Annotated in this window: 20 protein-coding genes; 11 read left to right on the top strand and 9 right to left on the bottom strand. The window is 45.2% G+C overall.

Going from position 1 to position 18,508, the window contains the following annotated elements:
* Positions 1-11: 11 nt before the first annotated feature.
* Positions 12-536, top strand: coding sequence for a TIGR00645 family protein (locus ACZ5XY_RS00755; protein ID WP_464742050.1), 525 nt, complete (start codon positions 12-14; stop codon positions 534-536).
* Positions 537-597: 61 nt separating this feature from the next.
* On the opposite strand, the gene ACZ5XY_RS00750 is transcribed toward ACZ5XY_RS00755, so the two are convergent.
* Both ACZ5XY_RS00750 and folE read right to left on the bottom strand, forming a co-directional pair.
* Entirely contained in the window at positions 598-1,413 is an 816-nt protein-coding gene (locus ACZ5XY_RS00750) for an MBL fold metallo-hydrolase (protein WP_464742048.1), read from the bottom strand.
* Between the two features lie 216 nt (positions 1,414-1,629).
* Positions 1,630-2,226, bottom strand: coding sequence for a GTP cyclohydrolase I FolE (gene folE / locus ACZ5XY_RS00745; protein ID WP_464742046.1), 597 nt, complete (start codon positions 2,224-2,226; stop codon positions 1,630-1,632).
* A gap of 284 nt (positions 2,227-2,510) precedes the next feature.
* Here folE and ACZ5XY_RS00740 point away from each other — a divergent pair, with 284 nt between their 5' ends.
* Both ACZ5XY_RS00740 and ACZ5XY_RS00735 read left to right on the top strand, forming a co-directional pair.
* Positions 2,511-3,314, top strand: coding sequence for an enoyl-ACP reductase FabI (locus ACZ5XY_RS00740; RefSeq protein ID WP_464742044.1), 804 nt, complete (start codon positions 2,511-2,513; stop codon positions 3,312-3,314).
* Between the two features lie 133 nt (positions 3,315-3,447).
* Positions 3,448-4,152, top strand: a complete 705-nt coding sequence (locus tag ACZ5XY_RS00735; RefSeq protein WP_464742042.1) for a YoaK family protein — start codon at positions 3,448-3,450, stop codon at positions 4,150-4,152.
* 36 nt (positions 4,153-4,188) lie between these two features.
* Here ACZ5XY_RS00735 and ACZ5XY_RS00730 read toward each other — a convergent pair whose 3' ends face one another.
* Together ACZ5XY_RS00730 and ACZ5XY_RS00725 are read right to left on the bottom strand one after the other, a co-directional pair.
* Positions 4,189-4,359, bottom strand: coding sequence for a hypothetical protein (locus ACZ5XY_RS00730; protein ID WP_464742040.1), 171 nt, complete (start codon positions 4,357-4,359; stop codon positions 4,189-4,191).
* A 211-nt stretch (positions 4,360-4,570) separates the two neighbouring features.
* Complete coding sequence (locus ACZ5XY_RS00725; protein WP_464742038.1) at positions 4,571-5,749, bottom strand: ribosomal protein uL16 3-hydroxylase; 1,179 nt, start codon at positions 5,747-5,749, stop codon at positions 4,571-4,573.
* A 179-nt stretch (positions 5,750-5,928) separates the two neighbouring features.
* Between ACZ5XY_RS00725 and ACZ5XY_RS00720 the strand changes: the two genes are divergently transcribed.
* Positions 5,929-6,129: an NF038104 family lipoprotein gene (locus ACZ5XY_RS00720; protein WP_464742036.1), complete on the top strand. Its 201-nt coding sequence runs from the start codon at positions 5,929-5,931 to the stop codon at positions 6,127-6,129.
* A gap of 232 nt (positions 6,130-6,361) precedes the next feature.
* The gene (locus ACZ5XY_RS00715) at positions 6,362-7,456 is read left to right on the top strand and encodes a WavE lipopolysaccharide synthesis family protein (RefSeq protein ID WP_464742034.1); all 1,095 of its coding nucleotides are present in this window, start codon (positions 6,362-6,364) and stop codon (positions 7,454-7,456) included.
* 66 nt (positions 7,457-7,522) lie between these two features.
* Here the strand turns inward: ACZ5XY_RS00715 and ACZ5XY_RS00710 are convergent, their stop codons facing one another.
* The 5 genes from ACZ5XY_RS00710 to mnmA all read right to left on the bottom strand — a co-directional run bounded on the left by ACZ5XY_RS00710 (position 7,523) and on the right by mnmA (position 13,226).
* Positions 7,523-8,269, bottom strand: a complete 747-nt coding sequence (locus tag ACZ5XY_RS00710; protein WP_464742032.1) for a glycosyltransferase family 2 protein — start codon at positions 8,267-8,269, stop codon at positions 7,523-7,525.
* 9 nt (positions 8,270-8,278) lie between these two features.
* On the bottom strand, positions 8,279-9,946 hold the full coding sequence (locus tag ACZ5XY_RS00705) for a protein kinase family protein (RefSeq protein WP_464742030.1): 1,668 nt from the start codon (positions 9,944-9,946) through the stop codon (positions 8,279-8,281).
* Positions 9,943-10,314, bottom strand: coding sequence for an HAD family hydrolase (locus tag ACZ5XY_RS00700; RefSeq protein WP_464742028.1), 372 nt, complete (start codon positions 10,312-10,314; stop codon positions 9,943-9,945). The genes ACZ5XY_RS00705 and ACZ5XY_RS00700 overlap by 4 nt, the downstream gene beginning before the upstream one ends.
* Positions 10,315-10,598: 284 nt before the next feature.
* Entirely contained in the window at positions 10,599-11,990 is a 1,392-nt protein-coding gene (gene purB / locus ACZ5XY_RS00695) for an adenylosuccinate lyase (protein ID WP_464743653.1), read from the bottom strand.
* Positions 11,991-12,113: 123 nt separating this feature from the next.
* A complete protein-coding gene (gene mnmA / locus ACZ5XY_RS00690; protein ID WP_464743651.1) occupies positions 12,114-13,226 on the bottom strand; it encodes a tRNA 2-thiouridine(34) synthase MnmA in 1,113 nt (370 codons plus the stop codon).
* Positions 13,227-13,483: 257 nt separating this feature from the next.
* Between mnmA and ispF the strand changes: the two genes are divergently transcribed.
* From ispF to ACZ5XY_RS00660, 6 genes are all read left to right on the top strand, one after another.
* Entirely contained in the window at positions 13,484-13,984 is a 501-nt protein-coding gene (ispF, locus tag ACZ5XY_RS00685) for a 2-C-methyl-D-erythritol 2,4-cyclodiphosphate synthase (RefSeq protein ID WP_464742026.1), read from the top strand.
* Between the two features lie 41 nt (positions 13,985-14,025).
* Positions 14,026-14,364 (top strand): Grx4 family monothiol glutaredoxin, encoded by a 339-nt coding sequence (gene grxD / locus ACZ5XY_RS00680; protein ID WP_169391555.1) that lies wholly within the window; start codon positions 14,026-14,028, stop codon positions 14,362-14,364.
* Positions 14,365-14,518: 154 nt separating this feature from the next.
* Entirely contained in the window at positions 14,519-14,995 is a 477-nt protein-coding gene (locus tag ACZ5XY_RS00675; RefSeq protein WP_464742024.1) for a hypothetical protein, read from the top strand.
* A gap of 194 nt (positions 14,996-15,189) precedes the next feature.
* Positions 15,190-17,085 carry a tRNA uridine-5-carboxymethylaminomethyl(34) synthesis enzyme MnmG gene (mnmG, locus tag ACZ5XY_RS00670; protein ID WP_464742022.1) on the top strand — a complete coding sequence of 632 codons (1,896 nt, stop codon included), beginning with the start codon at positions 15,190-15,192 and terminating at the stop codon, positions 17,083-17,085.
* A gap of 107 nt (positions 17,086-17,192) precedes the next feature.
* On the top strand, positions 17,193-17,390 hold the full coding sequence (locus ACZ5XY_RS00665) for a ChaB family protein (protein WP_464742020.1): 198 nt from the start codon (positions 17,193-17,195) through the stop codon (positions 17,388-17,390).
* Between the two features lie 117 nt (positions 17,391-17,507).
* Positions 17,508-18,467, top strand: coding sequence for an AEC family transporter (locus ACZ5XY_RS00660; RefSeq protein WP_464742018.1), 960 nt, complete (start codon positions 17,508-17,510; stop codon positions 18,465-18,467).
* Positions 18,468-18,508: the final 41 nt, after the last annotated feature.

The following is an 18,508-nucleotide window of genomic DNA, read 5'->3' as shown; positions in this document are numbered from 1 at the left end:
AAGAGATTGTCATGCTGAAAAAAGTGGAGTTTGCGCTAGAAAAGGCGATTTTTAACAGCCGCTGGTTGATTGCACCGTTTTACGTGGGATTGGTGATTGCCATTTTGCTGCTGTTTGTCAAGTTTGTGCAAGAGCTTTGGCACATGACGACGCACGTTTTTGTTGCTGCCGAAGCTGACGTTATCGTTGGAATTTTGGCGCTTGTGGATATGTCGCTGGTGGCAAATTTGTTGATTATCATCATTTTTAGCGGCTATGAAATTTTTGTTTCCAAGATTGATACCGACAACCATGAAGACCGCCCCGAATGGATGGGCAAAATTGACTTTTCGGGGCTAAAACTCAAAGTCATCGGCGCAATCGTTGCCATTTCTGCGATTGATTTATTAAAGTCGTTTATGGACATTCCCAAAGATTTGACCGATGCGGATGCCAATAGCCTGATGTGGAAAGTCATCATTCATATGACTTTTGTGATTTCAGGCGTTTTATTTGCGGTGATGGATAAAGTGGCAGGCGATACCAAAAAGCATTAATTTGCCTGTTAAATCAAATCAAGTAAAAAACTTAAACCTCAAAACGCTTAGCCTTTAAAAATTAATGCTGATAACCGTTTAACAGCTCAATATAGCGGGCAACGCTGCGGTTAATGACCCATTTGGCGTCCGTCTTGACCGTTTTGCCGTCAAACGCGCCGTAAATTCGGTCAAATTCCCAAGGCTGCAAGGTATCGCCAATGCGCTGAACGCTAGCAGCAGATAAGGGCAGCATATTTGGATAACTCCACATAAAGGACACGCGGCGGACGTCATCGGCAACTTGAACGATATCGCCGCTCATCAGAACGCCTTTACCGTCCGCGCCTTGTGGCCAGTGCAGCACCGTGCCACTGGGGAAGTGACCGCCCAAGCGCAGCAGCGTCAAGCCATCGCCCAAGTCAAAAGTATCGCCTTTCCAAAAGGTCAAATGATCGTCCTCGCGCATGACCCAATCTTTGTCCCACTCATGAAGGTAAACCGGAACGTCAAACGCCTGCGCCCAATCTTGCATGGTGGTGTAGTAGTGTGGGTGCGAGATTGCAATGGCTTTTAAACCGCCCATCGCGCGGATGATTTGCTCGGTGGCGGGGTCAAGCAGCGATATACAGTCCCAAAGAATATTGCCGCTTGGGGTTTGGATCAAAAACGCGCGCTGAGCAATGGCAAATTCAGGATGGGTTTTAATTTCAAATAAATTGGGCTCGTGAAGTTTCCAGCGGTTAGAATGCGACTCAATCAATTTATCAAAGGTAATCCACTCTTGACCGGTTGGCGGCACGAATTGGCGCTCGTCATCGCAAATGGGGCAAAATTTGGGCGGTGCGTCGCTTTTTGGATAAGACGTTCCGCAAGTGCTGCATAAAAATAAAGTCATCACAAAATCCTTGTCGATGCTGTTGTAATCATTTAATTTATAGTGAGTGCAGTTAAAATCTATTTATAGAATTATGCAAAAGAAAAAGGCATAACATAGAACGCTAAACAAATACTCAAACTATCTTGTCAAAATCAACACGAAAAAAAAGGACACTTTTGTGTCCTTTTAGTATGAGCGTTATAATTACACAGATAAAATGGCGTTAAATGTTCCCTAAAACGCCGGTTTACGCTTAGGAACCGCATCTAAAAACTCGTTTCGCGCTTGATTGTCATGGACAAATTCGCCAAGCATTGAGGTGGTTCGGGTCGTTGACATTTGCTTATTGACGCCGCGCATCATCATACACATGTGGGCGGCGTCCATCACCACGGCAACGCCGCGACAGCCGGTGACGTCCATGATGGTTTGCGCCACTTGCTCGCTTAAGTTTTCTTGAATTTGCAATCGGCGCGCAAACATATCGACAATTCTGGCAAATTTCGACAGCCCAAGCACCTGACCGTTTGGCAGATAGCCGATGTGAGCCACGCCATGAAACGGCAGCAAATGATGCTCGCAAAGTGAGTAAAATTCAATATTTTGCACCAAAACCAATTCGCGGTTGGTCGATGGAAACACCGCATCATTAACCACTTCGGTTAAGTCTTGATGATAGCCGCGGGTTAAATGGGCAAAGGCTTTTGCCGCGCGCTTTGGCGTATCTTCAAGACCAGGACGCTCTAAATCCTCGCCCGTTGAGCTGATGAGCTGACGGTAAGAATCGATGCTTTCTTGGTAGTCGGAGGTTAAAGTTAGGGTGCTACTCATAAGGTTATCAACCGTCCAGAAGGTAAAAATCGCTTTTAACCAAATGGATAATAACCATTTGGCATAAGCTTGCAATCATAAAGTTGCGCTGATTATACGTGAAATTTAGGCAATTTCCTACCATTTGCTTGAAAATTGTTATAATATAACATTTGTAAAAATTAACTATGACAAAATTTGCAGCTGACCATCAAAAGCCATAAGTTTACGACTGTTTACTTAATTTTGAATCGTGTATAATCAAAAGCGACCATTCAATTCTTCTACTTTTATAAGGGTTTATTATGCTACTTCAAGGACAGCGCTTTGTCGTGACTGGTATTGCCAGTAAATTATCCATCGCTTGGGCGATTGCCGAAGCTTTGCACCGCGAGGGCGCGTCGCTTGTGCTAACGTATCCTAACGACAAAATCAAAAAGCGCGTCGATATGGCAGCAGAAGCGTTTGGCGCAGATTTGGTTCTTGAATGCGATGTGGCATCCGATGATTCCATCAACGCCTGCTTTGATAAAGTTGCCGAGCATTGGGGCGACGGCATTGATGGTATCGTTCACGCGATTGGCTTTGCACCCATGGACCAGTTGGACGGCGATTTTACCGACGCCACCACCCGCGAGGGCAGCCAAATTGCCCATGACATTTCAAGCTATAGCTTTGTTGCCCTTGCCAAAGCCGGTCGCGAGCTGTTAGCCAAACGCCGCGGCTCAATGCTGACTTTAACGTATGAAGGCAGCATCTCGGTATTGCCGAACTATAACGTTATGGGAATGGCAAAAGCTAGCCTTGAGGCAAGCGTCCGCTACTTGGCAACCTCTCTTGGCGGCGAAGGCATCCGCGTTAATGCCATTTCAGCAGGACCTATCCGAACATTGGCAGCAAGTGGCATCAAATCGTTCCGTAAAATGCTGGATATCAGTGAAAAAATTGCCCCACTTCAACGCAACGTCAGTCAAGAAGAGGTTGGCAATGCCGCGCTATTCTTATTGTCGCCTTGGGCATCTGGAATTACCGGCGAGATTTTATTTGTGGATGCTGGGTTTAACACCGTCGCAATTAGCCCGCAATTGATGCTTGATGATACTGAATAATGATAAGACTGACAATGATAAAAACCGTTGCGTTTTAACAGTATTTTTCAAGCAATAAGACCAAAGGGCAGCCAAAGGGCTGTCTTTTTTGGTTATAATAAGACCGTTTTGGGCGGTAAAGCAAGGTCGATATATGATTACCAGACTATCAAGATGGATATTTTGGGGCGGGGCGGTGCTTGCCTTTAGCGCAGGCTGCGTCAATACCGCCGCGCTAATGGGGTTTACTCGGCTTTCGGTATCGCACGTGACCGGAAACGTGAGCTTGTTTTCAGCGGCGATTGCTCATTTAGATTTCAAAAGTCTTTTGTTTATCGGCGCATCGATATTGTCGTTTTTAACCGGTGCAATTTTAAGCGGCTTCGTGGTTGGTCAAACCTCATTAAAGCTTGGTAAAAGCTATGGTCGGGCGCTTTATATCGAAGCATTTTTATTGCTTGTCAGCTATTTTTTATACCAAGAGCATGATTATTTAGGTCAACTTGCCGCAGCAATGGCTTGCGGACTGCAAAACGCCATGGTCGCTACCTATAGCGGCGCGGTCATCCGAACCACGCATTTAACGGGGCTAACCTCGGATATGGGTGCGGCGATTGGCAATTGGCTTGCCGGTCGCAAAATCAGCAAACCGACCCTTGGTTTTCAAGCCATTATTTGGTACTGCTTTTGCGGTGGCGGTACAGTTGGCGCGTTTTTATTTGCCAAAGTTGGCTACAATGCGTTGTTTGTTCCCATCGTTATCGTGCTGTCTGCCGCCTTTTTTTATAATTATGCGTCAGATAAGCTGCCGGAGAAGCGCCAACCACGACGCAACCGCAGAAAAAAGCGCTTATCTTAATATAAGCGCTTTTTTATTTATAAGAATTACAATAGCTTAAGATGAGCTTTGATTATTGTCCTCATCATGGTCTTCATGTTCATGTAAGCCACACATCATATCAAGTGCTGAATCGTCCGTTCGCTGTTGGTCTTTTTTTGCTAAATTGTCTTGGTTGATGTCTTTTGGCGCCATTTTGGTAGTTTCGTCAGTTTTATTGCGCGGCATGATTGACTCCTTATTTTATGTGGTTTTTATTATAAAAAGTTATAAAAATTGATGAGCGTTGACTCGCATCGTGTTGATTATGAGCCAGTTTTCATTCATTTTGAAGCTTGGTTTCGTAAATTTAGTGACATCATGTAAGACGAAAATAACAAAAATCCGATGGTAAAATCATCGGTTTTTTTTGTTTTTGAGCGCTTGTGAAAATTTAGAACTATTCTAATTCGCCATCATCAACCCAAGCCCAACCGTTTTCAATCCAGTCCATGACCTCATCGCTATCCACCTCGGATAAATCCTCAAGAGCAAGCGCCTTACCGTCAGCAAGCTGAATTAATACTTGAGCGGCAGCAGGGCTGATATCGTCCAAGCGCTGACCATTAGCAAAAATCACCGTTTCATTATCAATCGTTGTATAAATCAAACGGCTGCTAAAGTCGGCTTTTAAGGTTGCGCCATCAGTGATTGCGCCAACAAGCTCATCTGTCGTTGGTAACTCTTCAGGAACGAGCGCCTCATATTGACGCTTGCTGACCACCTCGCAAACGGCTTGTTGAAGTAAGTTTGCGCCTTGATTTGAGGTTAATAATTCAACCAATTGCGCGCGGATAGCGTCAATGCTTGAAGATTCAAGCGCTCCTGAAGGCTGACTTAATTGCGGCAATATCATCGGTACAAAAAGGGCAGGGTCATTGGTTGCCACATCGGCAAGGCTATCAATGATTTGCATCAAATTTGGGCGGCGACAGCCAAACGAAAAGGTCAAACAGTCATCTTCAGCGACGCCAAAATGCGACCATTTTGGCGGCACATAAAGCACGTCGCCGGCAGCTAAAACCTCATCAAAGACAATCTCGCCCAAATCATCAAAAATGCGGATTGGCTCGCCTGCCACAAACTCGGTGGTCTCATCGCAAACCTTGCCAAGCTGCCAGCGTCTGTGACCAAAGCCTTGCGCCAAAAAGACATCATAATCGTCATAGTGCTTGCCCACTGAGCCGCCTTTTGGTGCAAACGACACCATAATGTCATCGCGCTGCCACTGCGGAATAAAGTCAAATGCTTGCCAAAGCGTACCAAGCTCTGGCGACCACTGCTCAAGATTTTGCACAAGAATCGTCCAAAGATTTGGTACGTTTTCAAAATCGCTTTCAGTAAGTGGGCTTTTTTTGACTTGCCACTGCGGCGCGCCATTGATTTTTTTATCCGCTTGCGTGATAAGCCGTGCGGAGGCATCCTCGTCAAGCGCCAATCCCAAAATATCCTCAGGCTCAAACATACCGACCAAAGCAGGCAAGCCGTTTTTAATCAGCAGCGGCTTTTTTTGCCAATATTCTGATAAAAACTGCTCTTTAGACATGGATTTGGGCAAACAAAGGGGGTAGGCGCTCATGAAAGTTTCCAACGAAAAGTAAATAACCAAATTCAGTAATTCAGCAAGGGAATTAACAAAATAAACCGCTGAATTTGTTGTAAGCAGGTGTTACAAGCTTAAGAAATCGTTTATGATGGCTGACTAAATCCAATCTGCCATCATCACAATAATGATGGGAACATCATACCTAGGACGCTATGAAAAAACTATCCTTAATTACCATCCTTGCAAGCTTTTTATTGATTCAAGGCTGCGTTCATAAAGTCGTGACCGTTCCGGTTAAAGTTGCTTATAAAACCACCAAAGGCGTGGTCAAAGGCACGGCCGCCGTCGCTCGCGCTATCATTCCAGATGGCGATGATGAGGACGATGATAAAAATAGCAGCAAAAAGCATTAATTTTTACCATGAAAAAACATTTATTTTTTTAACTTTTGACCTTAATGGTGATTTGATTGTCAGGCGTTACAGATTGCGAACAGTATTGGGCTTATGAAGCTAATAGAATCAAGCTTTGAGCCAAAACTTTGAGCTTAAAAACTAGAGCTTAAAAAACCCATCTGAAGTCGCTTTTGCTACTCTTCTAACAACAAGATAAATTGACTTAGAATAATCACTATTAAGGACAATCATGATTAAAAGTAAAAAGATAACCATCGTTTTTCAAGGTCAAATCGACCCAAATCAGCTTGGTTCGGGAGCAACCGATGGTACAGATTTTTTGTACAATTTGGCGCAAACCAAAAAAGCGCTGCCAAATGCCAAAGTCATTTTATCCACTTGGAACAGCTTTGAGTTTCCAAGCGACTATAACACCGCTGCCAAGCTTGGCGTTGACCGCTTGATTTTAAACCCTGACCCAGGCGGGCTGCCGAACATTAAATTTGGCTACGATACCCCAAATAACGTCAACCGCCAAATTACCTCGACCGCTGCGGGAATGGCGCTGGTCACCACCAAATACGCTTTAAAGCTGCGCGCGGACAGCTTTTTAACGTCAGATAGTTTGCTTGCTATTTATGATGATTACGTCAAAGCCATTAAAAAAGCGCCGCAATCGGACAGCCAAACGCTAAGCCCACAATCTAAAAAAGCCAAAAAAATCGGGACAAAAAAACGCAAGAAAAACAATAAAAAATACTCGCCAATTGCGGTAGCCAGCTTTTTTACCATTGACCCAAACGTTTATGAGCATATGGCGTTTCATGTGAGCGACTGGGTTCAGTTTGGCAAACGCAAAGTGCTTCAAGAATACTGGTCGGTCAAGCCGATGAGTGAGAAAAACGCCACTTATTTTGAAAGCCATAATCACGATGATGACGCGGCATTTTTTGACAATCAGTTTCGAACCAAGCTTGCCGTCGAGCAGCACATTGCCATCAAATACGCCAAATCACGCGGCTATAAAGTGCCAAGCCACTATAACCAAATCGACGACGATATCTTAAACGGCTACAACCGATTTTTAGCCGAGCATTTTATCGTTCTTGACCTTGAGCGGTTTGGTTTAAGCTTCCCCAAATACGGTTGGGTTCAAGGTGATGATTTTATGGCGCTCAACTGCGTCAGTCACGAGGACTGGTATCGCTTATTAAATGAGCATTGGCAACTTAACAACCCTGACCAATCGCTTCTTGATGCTGCCGACAACAGACTTGCGCTTAAGCGTGATAGCTTTGCTCGAATTGCCGCCGAGCAGGTGACCATGAGTTTGATTTATCCTTAATATTTTAATCGTGCACTAAAAAAGCGGCTTAACTTTGCCGCTTTTTTTGTTTTGAGAAGCTGTCCTTTAAACTGCCTTTTTTAATGGCGCTCGTTTTAAGCCGTTGGTTAGCAAGGTATGATATTCATCCGGTGTTCCGCAAAAATCGATTTCATCATCGCTAATACAGTGATAACGAACGCTTTTTCCTTGCTCAATCAACAAATTATAAATCGGCGCGATATAAAGCTCATTGTTAACCAAGAGATTTTGCGCTTTTGCTTGATGAAGCAGGTCAATATAAAGCCGTTTACTGGCAAAATAATACAGCCCATCGCTACAAAGGTTGGAGATGCGCTGTTTTTCAGTGGTTCGAATGACGTTATCATTATCGTCAATTTCGATAAATGACCAATGGTCACCGTCGCCTTTGAAAACTTCTAAATAGCCGGAACAATCCGCTAAAAAGTCAGGTTTGACAAAGTCATAGCGAAAGGTATCAATGTTAAAAATAAACAGCGGCTCGTCATCGTCAATTTTGGGGCTATCAATGCCAAAAAGCACGGTTTCTGCTTGACCTTGGGTCTCAAAATCAAGTTCTTTTATCAAATAATTTTCAACGCCAAGCGCTTTTAGCCGCGATTCAACAAAAGCTTTGGCATCAAACACATCACGAAGGACGATAACAAACAGCTCGCTTGCAAAATAACGCTCAAACGATTTGAGCGCCAAATCAAATACAAAGTCATCATGAATGGTCAGCTGATACTTTGGAACGTCAAATCCTGCCTTAAAAAAGCGGCTGCTAAGCCCCGCCATTGGAATAACAATCATAAAAAATCCTCAACCTTCCAAAACCTCGTTATTATAAATTTGCTCGTTAAGCGGTAGCTTGCGAAATGCCACTGTTTTTTGGTTTTGACCTTGATAAACGTAAGTTTTGTATAACCGATAAGCGTTAATAAGCATGGCTTTTTGGCGGTCGGGTCGGTCGGCATGCAGCGGCAACATCGATAAAAATAGCAAAACCACCGCCGGCATGATGTCACCGACCTCAATACCACTGATAAACTCTGTGGCTAAAAAGTCGTCTTGAATTTGCGCCAAGCGTTCATCGATGTCGAAATGAATGATTCGGCTTTGACCGCCGGACTGCTCATCGGGCAAAATCTCAAAGCGCCCTGCAATGATAAAGTCGTACATGCCGATGACCGAGTGCGCAAGCTTTGCCAAATCATAACTTGTGTCACCAAAAATGCTAAAGTTGTTATGACAATCAAGACCGCGCGGGTCAATGAGCTTGAGCCGCCCACCGCGCGAATCAAACAGTATGTTGCTAAAGCACAAATCACCATGCATCACCGTCGGGCAGCGTGGCAATTTGAGCACTTGATTGATACAATCGTTGGCAATATCCAAAATTGAGCCAAGTTCTATTCCTTGATAAAAGATAGGGGCGCTTAAATCAATTTGGCTTGATTCTTGATAAGTGGTCAACCTGCCCAGCGTTTTTTTGCGGTATAAATCCTCAAGGCAGTTATCAAGAGCAGCCTCAAAGCTTGCCGAATTAAGCTTAGTCAAACTGGCAGGATTCGCCGCAATAGCAAAATAATCTTTGGTTAAGCTAAAAATCCGTTGCCAAAACCATCTTGGGTTGCGACCGTGAACGTAAAGCTCATTCAAGGGCATCACCGGCAAAAACTCTAAGCAATAATAGGTGGTCACGCCATCTTGCAAGCGACCACTGTCAATAAACTGCGGGGTAAAGCGGCGCAAACTTGCCGGCAGGTTGTTGAACCAATAGACTTCGGCTTGAATCTTGACATCGTTGTCACTGGTTTTGGTGACGACGCCGGACTCGATGGTAAGTGCGTTAAATGAGCGCTGAGTGGTGATGCTCGAGCGCGCCTCAAAATAGCTGTTAACATGGCTGCAATTGTACCAGTTAGCTGGCTGAACCTCGCTCAGGCTGCGGCTGTCTTGATAGTGGGCAAGCGCTGCCGGAAAGCTTTTGCTGGATAATGCCAATGATTTTACTAAGTTGGTTTTTGAGGCAAAGGCAAAATAACCAAGCCAGCGCGACTCATTATCTTGGCGCTGATAGCGGTCGTACCAATCGCTTTGCCTACAAGCACCGGCGATAGCGATACAGTCCGTGGCATCAGGAATGTCATTGAGCAGGCGGTCGCCTTGCAAAATTCGAACCGTATCGTCACCGTTTTCTGCTTCAACATTCAGCAGATATAAAATCGCCTCGCTAAAGCTTAAATCATCACAAATGCGCTGAACGCTAACGCCAAGCTCTTTAATGACGGCTTGCTCATTGATGGTGAGCTTATAAGTTTTTGGCAAAGTGACGATGATTTTTTCATGGGGAAACTGCTTTTTAAAATTGGCAACTTGCAGTTCAAGCATTTTTTTATTGCCAATCGGCAGCATACACGGCGGAATTAAACCAATTTCGGCTTCAAACTCGGCATTTACAAATCGGGATGAGTGAATAATAATCATGGCGTCATCCTTAATAGCTTGCAAATCTCCGGATAAGACAAGTTTAAAAACTCATCAGGGCGGATGGCTTTATCATCAACATAAAAGCCTTCAAAGCCGCACCACGGTTTGCCAACGTAAATCTCATCGTAAGGTACATTGTGGCGGGCAAGCCAATCAATAATAATCGGCAAAGTGTTTTTGTTAATTTCGCCGACATTTCCTGAAAATGTGCGCATATTGCGACTGGTATGCAATACGATAGTAAAGCCTTGGCGGTGATAATCGCGAAGCTTTGCAATCATGGCAAAATCAGGCTCGGAATTGTGGTAATCACCATCCTTGGTGCGGCACAATGTGTCGTCTAAGTCAAAAATAAGTCGTTTCATAAGTCCATTTCTTATTGCTATAAATACTGGCAGCCTTGTTATAAGTTGTTCTTTTGCCAGTCATTGTTATTATGGGTCTTGCTATCATAGCGAGAATAAAAAGCAATTGTCGTATCATTGTTGTGAAGTTAGGCAAGCTAAATTCACATAAAATTACTATAGTTAACATGACTTTTGATAAAGCAGTTTTTTACGCCATAAAAAAAGGCGCAACCAAATTTGGTCACGCCCTTTATAAAGTTAAATTCGCTAGGTTTTAAAAATTAAATTTATAACTTATCAACTTATAATTTATTAATTAAATTTTTGATGTTTTTGGCTTGCTCGGCAGCATTTCCGGTGTAGCTTGCAGGAGTCAAGTCGCGAAGGCGGGCTTTATCGGCATCGCTGACAGCTGATAACTCATCGCTATCGACAAAGCTGAGCATGGCTTCGCGAGTCATCGCATTACCGCGAGTTAAAGCTTTAAGCTTTTCATACGGGTTTTCAACGCGGTAGCGGCGCATCACCGTTTGAATCGGCTCGGCAAGGACTTCTTGCGCGGCGTCTAAATCGGCAAGCAAGCGCTCGGGGCTCACTTCAAGCTTGCCAATGCCTTTTAAGCAAGCATCATAAGCAATCATACTTTGGGCAAGTCCCACGCCGATGTTACGAAGTACCGTCGAGTCGGACAAATCGCGCTGCATTCTTGAAATGGGCAATTTTTCGCCTAAATGGGCAAGCATTGCATTGGCAACGCCTAAGTTGCCTTCTGAGTTTTCAAAATCAATTGGGTTAACTTTGTGCGGCATGGTCGATGAGCCAACTTCACCTTCTTTTAGGCGCTGCTTGAAGTAGCCAAGGCTAATGTATTGCCAAATGTCGCGGTTAAAGTCGATTAAGATGGTATTAAAGCGTTTTACCGCATCAAACAATTCAGCGATATAATCGTGCGGCTCAATCTGAGTAGTATAAGGGTTAAAAATCAGCCCTAAGCGCTCGGTGATAAAGCTTTCGGCGTGAGATTGCCAGTCAATATCAGGGTAGGCGGATAAATGGGCATTATAGTTACCCACCGCGCCGTTCATTTTGCCGAGCAGCTCCACTTGGGAAAATTGCTTGGTTTGACGCGCTAAGCGATACGCTACGTTTGCCATTTCTTTACCAAGCGTCGTTGGGCTTGCCGTTTGACCATGAGTCCGCGATAGCATCGGCTGGTCGGCAAAGGTAATGGATAAATCGCTAATGCTATCAATAATTTGCTGCATTTTATCTAAGACGATGTTGCGGCTGTCTTTGAGCATTAAGGCGTAGGATAAGTTGTTAATGTCTTCACTGGTGCAAGCAAAATGGATAAATTCTAGAGAAGATTCAAGGGCGCTTTGACCGCGAAATTTGTCTTTAATAAAATATTCCACCGCTTTAACGTCGTGGTTGGTGGTCGCTTCGATGTCTTTAATGGCTTGGGCGTCAGCTTCGCTAAAGTTATCGACAATGGCGTTTAAAAAGTCGTTGGTGGCGGGGTCAAATGCGCTAAGCTCACTAATGTCGCTGTGGTCAGCGAGCGATTGCAACCAGCGTACCTCAACGGTCACACGCGCTTTAATCAAGCCAAATTCAGACAAATAAGGTCGCAAGCTGTCGGCCTTACTGGCGTAACGACCATCGATGGGGGAGAGGGCGGTAAGTGTCGTCATGCTCATTGCGGTCATGAAAAGTCCTTAAAATCACGGTTGGGGATGGGTAAAAAGGTTAGGAGATTATAGCAAGAGTTTGGCAGTTTTGGGCAATTACAAAGCGCTAGTAGTTAATTTAGCCGCTCACAACCCACAAGGCGCGTCAATTTTTGAAATCACCCCACCGCCTAAGCAAACCTCGCCTAGATAAAAGACCGCCGATTGCCCTGGGGTGACGGCGCGCTGCGGCTCATCAAAGACCACGCGGACTTGGCTGCCATCTTCATTATCCGCAAAAACGGTACAAGCTTGGTCAGGTTGACGGTAGCGCGATTTGGCAGTGCAAATTAAGCCTTGGTCTGAAAAAATCGCGCTTGGCGCGCTATTTTCGACCCAATCCATTTTATAAGTGGTTAAGGTGTTGCTTAAAAGCATCGGATGGTCGTGACCTTGACCGACGATTAAACGGTTATTTTGCAAGTCTTTTGCGAGGACGAACCAAGGTTCTTCCGGACGATTTTTCACGCCGCCAACGCCAATGCCGCCGCGCTGACCTAAGGTGTAGTACATAAGACCGTCATGCTGACCGATAACTTGACCGTCGTCGGTGATGATTTCGCCTTGTCTTGCCGGCAAATATTGCTGTAAAAAATCTTTAAAGCGGCGCTCACCGATAAAGCAAATTCCGGTTGAGTCCTTTTTCTTAGCGGTAATTAACCCATGAGCTTCAGCAATTTGACGAACGACGGGCTTTTCAAGCTCGCCCACCGGAAATAAGGTTTTGGCAATTTTATCGCCGCCAACCGCATGTAAAAAATAGCTTTGGTCTTTATTGTTATCCAAACCGCGAAGCAGTTGCGCGACGACTTCGCCATTGTTATTTTGATAATTGACACTTCGGCGCGTGTAGTGACCGGTGGCAATAAAATCGGCGCCAAGCGTTAACGCAAAGTCCAAAAACGCTTTAAATTTAATTTCTTTATTGCATAAAATGTCAGGATTTGGCGTTCGACCCGCTTGATATTCGGCTAAAAAGTGCTCAAAAACCCGATCCCAATATTCCATCGCAAAGTTTGCGGTGTGCAATTTGATACCGATGTTGTCACAAACGGCTTGAGCGTCCGCCAAGTCTTCCATCGCGGTGCAATATTCCGTGCCGTCGTCCTCTTCCCAATTTTTCATAAATAAGCCTTCAACCAAAAATCCGGCTTGTTTCAGCAGTACCGCCGACACCGATGAGTCAACGCCGCCTGACATACCAACAATCACGCGGGTGCTTGAAGGATTTGGGATATCCGCAAGCGTTAATGCCAGATGGGCAGTAGAGTTTTGGCTTAGCGCATGATTTTCGGTCGCTTGGAAAGATGAGGAGATAACAGACATAATTTGCTCAACGACTTATGGTAATATAAGCGCGATATTATAACAGCTAATCAGTCAGGCAGGTAAACGCGAAGCGGTAATTTGCCGCGCTGCCCTGAGGTTTTATAGGTAAGTTTTTATAGGAAGGTATAATGATAAAAATCGGTCAAGGTATTGACGTTCATGCGTTTCATAACAGCGGCGCTCAGCAGCAATATGTAGTACTGGCGGGTGTTCATATTGAGCACAGTCACAGCTTGCTTGCGCATTCTGACGGTGATGTGATTTTGCACGCGCTCGCGGATGCGCTGCTTGGGGCGCTTGCTATGGGCGACATCGGTCAGCATTTCCCCGATACCGATGCGGCAAACGCGGGGCTTGATTCGCGAATTTTGCTGCGCTATGTTTATGGTAAAGTCTTGGCAGAAGGCTATCAAATTGGTAACGCCGACATTACCGTGCTTTGTGAGCGTCCCAAACTTGCACCATATAATGAATTGATGCGCGCCAATATCGCAAGTGACTTGCAAACCGACATCAAAAACATCAGTATTAAAGCCAGTACTACCGAAAAATTGGGCTTTACCGGCAGACAAGAGGGCATCATGGCGCAAGCCGTGGTATTATTAACCCCAAACGCGATTAAAGCTTAGCGGCTTTTTTGCGTCAACCACCTTTTTATCTTGGAGTAATTATGACTGACCAAACCAACACCGATATCGAACAGTTAATCCGCGACCAAATCCGCGACAACAAAGTTATTTTGTATATGAAAGGCACGCCGCAGTTTCCCCAGTGTGGCTTTTCAGCACGCTCCGTTGACGTATTGACCCAAATTGGTCGCCCATTTGCGTTTGTGAATATTTTAGAAAACCCTGAAATCCGCGCGACCTTGCCAAAAGTGGGCAACTGGCCAACGTTCCCACAGCTTTGGGTCAATGGCGAGCTGATGGGCGGCTCGGACATCATTTTACAAATGTATCAATCGGGCGAATTAAAGCCATTGATTGAAGCCAATAGCCCAGAAGCTTAACAAAAGCTTTAATTAATAGTTTTATAAAAAAGGAATCAGCTCAAGCTTAACGTTTGGGCTGATTTTTTTTGAGTTTTTAAAGTTGACAGTCATGTTGTTTTTAACAAAAATTTCCCCATATAAGCCCTTTAAAAGCTAACAATAAAGGACTGCTATGACCGACCAAAGTACAGACGCCCGCCGTGAAGCGCTCAAAAAAGTCTCAGCGCAAATCATTGATTTGGCAAACAATGAGCCAAATTCAGCGCTAAAATGCATTCACCAATTAAGCGTGGCAGGCGGCGCAACCGAAGCGACCTATCAAGCCATTGAGCAGCGAATCCGCGTTGACCAAGACAGCACGGGCGCTTACCATTTGGCGCTACTTGCGCAAAATACGCCCGATTTGCCCATTGACGTTTGTGCGCTGATTGATGTGGTTATTCATCATGGGGATAACCGTCAACGCTTGGCTTTACTTAAAAACTTACCCTTGCCGCCCGTTGATGCCATCAAATCTGCCATTTTAGCAACGGGTGATGACGCAGCTATGAAAGAAATGGAGCGCTATTTATCTAACAATCCTGAAGGTTTGGGAAGTCAGCATATCATTAGCAATTCACCAAGCGACCAAATCATACCGTTATCTTGATTGAGCAATTTTTGAAATTCTTCAAGTTTAAAAGCTAGGCTTAAAAAACTAAGTTTAAAAAAGTAAGCTTAACGGCAACGGCAAATAAAAACCTAAAATATCAATATGATTATTGCTATAATAATCGGCTGATTTTAATTTTCTGACGTTATCTTTAGAAGTTAACCCCAAGCGTTTTTAGCAAGCGAGGCGACATGCAATTTCCAAAATCCTACGATGTGGTGGTTATCGGCGGCGGTCATGCCGGAACAGAAGCCGCGCTTGCGGCAGCAAGAATGGGCGCAAAGACACTTTTGTTGACCCACAATATCGAAACGCTGGGTCAAATGAGCTGTAACCCTGCCATTGGCGGCATTGGCAAATCGCATTTGGTTCGCGAAATTGACGCGCTTGGCGGCGCAATGGCTCTGGCAACCGACAAATCTGGGATTCAATTTCGGGTATTAAACAGCCGAAAAGGCGCGGCGGTTCGGGCAACGCGAGCGCAAGCTGACCGCATTTTATATAAAGCCGCCATTCGCGAAACGCTTGAAAATCAGCCCAATTTAGACATTTTTCAGCAAGCGGCTGACGATATTTTGGTAGAAAATGGTCGCGCCACTGCGGTCGTGACTTCAACCGGCATTATTTTTAACACCCAAACGGTTGTTTTAACCTCCGGAACGTTTTTGGGCGGGGTGATTCATATTGGTCTTGAAAATTCTAAAGGCGGCCGTGCAGGTGACCCGCCGGCGATTAAGCTTGCTGACCGTCTGCGAGAACTGAATTTGCCAGTTGGGCGCTTAAAAACCGGAACGCCCGCGCGAATTGATGCCCGAAGCGTTGATTTTAGCGTGATGACCGTTCAGCCCGGCGATACGCCGCTGCCGACCATGAGTTATATGGGAAGCACCGCCATGCACCCGCGCCAAGTCAACTGCTACATCACCCATACCAACGCCAAAACCCATGACATTATTCGCCAAAATCTCGACCGCTCGCCAATGTTTTCAGGAAAAATTGAAGGCGTGGGCCCTCGATATTGCCCCTCAATTGAGGACAAAATTCACCGCTTTGCCGACAAAGACAGCCATCAAATCTTTATTGAGCCTGAAGGCTTGACCACGCATGAACTTTATCCCAATGGCATTTCAACAAGTCTGCCATTTGACGTTCAACTTGAATTTATCCATAGCATGAAAGGCTTGGAAAACGCGCATATCACGCGACCCGGTTACGCCATTGAATACGATTATTTTGACCCGCAAAATTTAAAGCCAACGCTTGAAACCAAATCCATCGATGGGCTTTATTTTGCAGGGCAAATCAACGGCACAACCGGTTATGAAGAAGCAGGCGTTCAAGGCTTGCTTGCCGGCGTGAATGCTGCGCTTGTCACCCAAGACAACCCTGATTTTGAGATTTGGACGCCGCGCCGCGACCAAGCGTATTTGGGCGTGTTGATTGATGACTTAATCACCCATGGTACCAATGAACCGTACCGGATGTTCACCAGTCGCGCCGAATACCGTTTGCTGCTTCGTGAGGACAATGCCGATCAGCGTTTAACAGTGATTGGGCGTAAGCTTGGGCTGATTGATGATGCGCGCTGGACTGCTTTTGAGAAAAAAATGGATGCCATTGCAAGTGAGCAATCGCGCCTAAAAGACTTGTGGGCAACGCCAATGAACGCCCTTGGCAAAGCGTTTAGTGAGCAAACCGGCGAGGCTTTGACCAAAGAAGTCAATGCGCTTGACTTGTTAAAACGACCGCAAGTTCATTTTAATGATATTGCTCAACTGACCGATTCTCAAGTTGACGAGCAAGTCGGCGAGCAAATTGAGATTTCGGTCAAATACGCAGGCTACATCGACCGTCAGCAAGAAGACATTGCTCAGATGAAGCGCTTGGAAAATACCGCCATTCCGGACAATTTTGATTTTGCCGCCGTCTCAGGGCTGTCTAATGAAGTGGTGCAAAAGCTTACCAAAGTCCGACCGGTAAGCCTTGCTCAAGCCAGCCGAATCAGCGGTGTGACTCCTGCTGCCATTCAGCTGCTTGCGATGACCATTAAAAAGCAAAAAAAGGCAAAGGCGCTGCTTGGCAGTTAACCTTGTTAACGGTTTCACTACCAAGTGTAACGCTCGATAGGGGATAAGTTTGTCAAGATAAAAGCTTGCTGTAACTCTTAAGCTTAAAATAAACAAGGAAACTAATTATGCCTTACGACAACTTATCCGACCTGCCTGATAAAGTAAAAGACCATTTGCCAAAGCACGGTCAAGAGATTTTTCGCGCGGCATTTAACAGCGCCGCCAAAGAATATGATGACGAATCTAAGCAGTTTGCTACCGCTTGGGCAGCGGTTGAAAAGGTTTATCATAAAAATGATGAGGGCAAATGGGTAAAAAAATAGTAAAGATAGCAGGCGCTATGATATTCTAGCGTTTGCCATTTTTTCAATTTTAGCTATTTTGCGTTTTTAAGTCTTTAAAAATAAGCCTTAAAAAACGTTCTTGCCGTTGACCTGATTATGATTGATGCTATTGTTTTTGCGGTTGCGATTATCTTGCCCAACCTTATGTTAATGGGGTTGGGTTTTTTTATGCAGCGCCGCGGCGCCGCAAGTAAGCCGTTTGTTGACCAAGCTTCCAATTTTGTATTTAACTACTGCCTGCCATGTTTGCTGTTTTTTAGCGTGGTGGACAGTCAGGTCGATTATGGCAAGCAAGTTCAGCTGATTGCGGCAGGGGGCGTCGTCACCTTTATTTTGTTTTTTGGTTCGGAAGTTTACGCGCGTAGGGTTATCAAAAATCCCACCGACCAAGGCGTTTTTGTTCAAGGCGTGTTTCGCAGTAATATGGCGATTATTGGTCTTGCCACCGTTGCTAATGCTTATGGTGAAGAGGGTTTGAGCATTGGCGCGGTGTATATGGGACTGGTGACCATTTTATTTAATGTTTTGGCGGTAATTGCGCTTAGCCGAGTGTTTAAAACGGCTGAGGACACGTGGCTGACCAAATCAAAACTGATTCTTAACAAGCTTATTACCAATCCGTTGATGATTGCGCTCGTGGTGGCTTTTGCTTATAAAGCGCTAAATTTGCCCCCCGTTCCCAGTGTGATTCATAAAACCGGCGATTTGTTGGCGTCGGTCACCTTGCCTTTGGCGCTGATTTGTGCCGGAGCCAGTATTGATTGGCGCACGATGCTTGCGCCCTCGGGGTTGTCGATGCAGGCAAGTATTGGTCGGATTGTGATTGCGCCGCTCATTGCCATTGCCGTAGGGCTTTTATTTGGGCTTCAAGGGATTCATATGGGGGTGCTGTTTTTGATGATGGCGGCACCGACCGCTGCCGCAAGCTATGTGATGGCAAAAGCGATGGGCGGCAATGATGTCTTGGCAGCAAATATTTTGGCGTTTACCACGGTGGTTGGCATGTTTGGTATGGCAATTGGTGCGGCGGTACTTCGGGCAATGGGGTTAATGTAGCCCATCTTCTGCAAAAAAACCGCCCACGGATGAGCGGTTTT

The sequence above is a fragment of the Psychrobacter sp. GTC18467 genome (assembly GCF_055397455.1).
The sequence above is the reverse complement of the archived record's forward strand: the minus strand, read 5'-3'. Positions and strand labels throughout refer to the sequence as shown.

Excerpts from the sequence above, each read along its gene's own strand:
- ACZ5XY_RS00755 (WP_464742050.1), top strand. The coding sequence starts at position 12 with ATGCTGAAAAAAGTGGAGTTTGCGCTAGAAAAGGCGATTTTTAACAGC.
- ACZ5XY_RS00750 (WP_464742048.1), bottom strand. The coding sequence starts at position 1,413 with ATGACTTTATTTTTATGCAGCACTTGCGGAACGTCTTATCCAAAAAGC.
- folE (WP_464742046.1), bottom strand. The coding sequence starts at position 2,226 with ATGAGTAGCACCCTAACTTTAACCTCCGACTACCAAGAAAGCATCGAT.
- ACZ5XY_RS00740 (WP_464742044.1), top strand. The coding sequence starts at position 2,511 with ATGCTACTTCAAGGACAGCGCTTTGTCGTGACTGGTATTGCCAGTAAA.
- ACZ5XY_RS00735 (WP_464742042.1), top strand. The coding sequence starts at position 3,448 with ATGATTACCAGACTATCAAGATGGATATTTTGGGGCGGGGCGGTGCTT.
- ACZ5XY_RS00730 (WP_464742040.1), bottom strand. The coding sequence starts at position 4,359 with ATGCCGCGCAATAAAACTGACGAAACTACCAAAATGGCGCCAAAAGAC.
- ACZ5XY_RS00725 (WP_464742038.1), bottom strand. The coding sequence starts at position 5,749 with ATGAGCGCCTACCCCCTTTGTTTGCCCAAATCCATGTCTAAAGAGCAG.
- ACZ5XY_RS00720 (WP_464742036.1), top strand. The coding sequence starts at position 5,929 with ATGAAAAAACTATCCTTAATTACCATCCTTGCAAGCTTTTTATTGATT.
- ACZ5XY_RS00715 (WP_464742034.1), top strand. The coding sequence starts at position 6,362 with ATGATTAAAAGTAAAAAGATAACCATCGTTTTTCAAGGTCAAATCGAC.
- ACZ5XY_RS00710 (WP_464742032.1), bottom strand. The coding sequence starts at position 8,269 with ATGATTGTTATTCCAATGGCGGGGCTTAGCAGCCGCTTTTTTAAGGCA.
- ACZ5XY_RS00705 (WP_464742030.1), bottom strand. The coding sequence starts at position 9,946 with ATGATTATTATTCACTCATCCCGATTTGTAAATGCCGAGTTTGAAGCC.
- ACZ5XY_RS00700 (WP_464742028.1), bottom strand. The coding sequence starts at position 10,314 with ATGAAACGACTTATTTTTGACTTAGACGACACATTGTGCCGCACCAAG.
- purB (WP_464743653.1), bottom strand. The coding sequence starts at position 11,990 with ATGACGACACTTACCGCCCTCTCCCCCATCGATGGTCGTTACGCCAGT.
- mnmA (WP_464743651.1), bottom strand. The coding sequence starts at position 13,226 with ATGTCAGGCGGCGTTGACTCATCGGTGTCGGCGGTACTGCTGAAACAA.
- ispF (WP_464742026.1), top strand. The coding sequence starts at position 13,484 with ATGATAAAAATCGGTCAAGGTATTGACGTTCATGCGTTTCATAACAGC.
- grxD (WP_169391555.1), top strand. The coding sequence starts at position 14,026 with ATGACTGACCAAACCAACACCGATATCGAACAGTTAATCCGCGACCAA.
- ACZ5XY_RS00675 (WP_464742024.1), top strand. The coding sequence starts at position 14,519 with ATGACCGACCAAAGTACAGACGCCCGCCGTGAAGCGCTCAAAAAAGTC.
- mnmG (WP_464742022.1), top strand. The coding sequence starts at position 15,190 with ATGCAATTTCCAAAATCCTACGATGTGGTGGTTATCGGCGGCGGTCAT.
- ACZ5XY_RS00665 (WP_464742020.1), top strand. The coding sequence starts at position 17,193 with ATGCCTTACGACAACTTATCCGACCTGCCTGATAAAGTAAAAGACCAT.
- ACZ5XY_RS00660 (WP_464742018.1), top strand. The coding sequence starts at position 17,508 with ATGATTGATGCTATTGTTTTTGCGGTTGCGATTATCTTGCCCAACCTT.